1 protein-coding gene is annotated in these 1,798 nt (G+C 37.5%); it reads right to left on the bottom strand.

The window, feature by feature from the left end; genetic code table 11:
* Positions 1 to 57: 57 nt before the first annotated feature.
* A complete protein-coding gene (locus GQR46_RS19300) occupies positions 58 to 1,299 on the bottom strand; it encodes a malic enzyme-like NAD(P)-binding protein (RefSeq protein ID WP_007582028.1) in 1,242 nt (413 codons plus the stop codon).
* Positions 1,300 to 1,798 lie beyond the last annotated feature (499 nt).

Raw genomic sequence — 1,798 nt, 5'->3', positions numbered from 1 at the left:
GTAATTACTGAGGTTTTTTTATGTCTAAATTTTATTGCATAGCTCTACTGTATAGATTTACTGCATATAGTTTTCAGGTAGCTCAATTTGTGCAACACCTGACTCAATAGCAGCAAGTGCAACAGCTCTTGCTATACGCGGCAGTAAACGTGGATCCATTGGTTTTGGAATAATATACTGCGCACCAAATTCTAGTTTATCTACTCCAGCGGCTTTTAAAACTTCTGCAGGTACTGGCTCTTTGGCAATACTTCGAATAGCATCTACTGCAGCAATTTTCATTTCATCGTTAATAGCACTTGCACGTACATCAAGTGCACCACGGAAAATAAACGGGAAACATAAAACATTATTAACTTGGTTAGGGTAATCAGAGCGCCCTGTTGCCATGATTAAATCGTTGCGTGCGCCGTGCGCAAGTGCAGGATCAATCTCAGGATCTGGGTTTGAACATGCAAACACAACTGGTTTTGCAGCCATTAGCTTTAAATCTTCAGCCGCTAATAAGTTAGGACCAGAAACACCCACAAACACATCAGCATCTGCAATTACATCTTGCAATGTACGCTTATCGGTATTGTTAGCAAAAAGCTGTTTATATTCATTTAAGTCATCGCGGCGGGTATGAATAACACCTTTGCGGTCAAGCATATAAATGTGTTCACGCAGTGCACCACACTTAATTAACAGCTCCATACACGCAACAGCGGCAGCGCCTGCACCTAAACATACAATAATTGCATCTTCAATTGACTTACCTTGTACTTCTAGCGCATTTAACATACCAGCAGCCGTTACAATGGCAGTACCGTGTTGATCATCATGAAAAACAGGAATGCTACAACGCTCTATTAATGCTTTTTCAATTTCAAAACACTCTGGTGCTTTAATATCTTCAAGGTTAATACCACCGAATGTGTCGGCAATATTGGCAACCGTATTAATAAAGTCTTCTGTTGTTTTGTGCTTAACTTCAATATCGATAGAATCAAGCCCTGCAAAACGTTTAAACAATAGCGCTTTACCTTCCATTACAGGCTTAGACGCTAAAGGACCTAAATTACCAAGGCCTAGAATTGCAGTACCATTAGTAATAACCGCAACCATGTTACCTTTACCCGTATATTTATAAGCATTTGCAGGATCTGCAGCTATTTCACGTACAGGTTCGGCAACACCTGGGCTATACGCAAGTGCAAGATCATGAGCCGTTTCAGCTGGTTTTGTAAGCTCAATGCTAATTTTACCTGGTACGGGATGTGAGTGGTAATGTAGTGCTTGTTCACGAAAGTCAGACATAACGCGATGGTATCCTGCAATTTAAGTTAAAGTGAGAGATGGAGTCTTGGGGTACGATACCCTTATTATTTTTAAATTCCAAGCAATATCAGGTCTATCCTGTTATATGCTATATCCTATAATTTTAAGAGGTTTTTCAGTAACTTTGCAGGATTATATCAACATTTAATAAATAAAAATTCACCTAAAAAGTAAGTTTTAAGGTGCTTTTATGCCTATCAAAATCTTATAAAATGTATACTTAAAGTATCAGCATAAACTTAGAATAACAGCCTACTACCCTACTTTAAAAACAGATAAGCCCACGTTAGATACTTTTATCAACCTAGTTAAAAATTGTACTATTTAAAATATAGAGAATATCTATCGATTTGTCTGTAAAGGATTATGCATACTCAGAATAAGAATAGGAAATAGTTATGCAAAAGGAGGGGATAGTTAAAATCAACGAAATAATACCAATCTGCTTATATATGGGGTCTATTTAACGTTAAGAAAA

The organism is Pseudoalteromonas sp. Z1A6, assembly GCF_011378745.1.
Classification (GTDB): Bacteria; Pseudomonadota; Gammaproteobacteria; order Enterobacterales; family Alteromonadaceae; genus Pseudoalteromonas; species Pseudoalteromonas arctica.
This window is presented reverse-complemented; position numbering and strand designations above follow the sequence as displayed.

Excerpts from the sequence above, each read along its gene's own strand:
- GQR46_RS19300 (WP_007582028.1), bottom strand. The coding sequence starts at position 1,299 with ATGTCTGACTTTCGTGAACAAGCACTACATTACCACTCACATCCCGTA.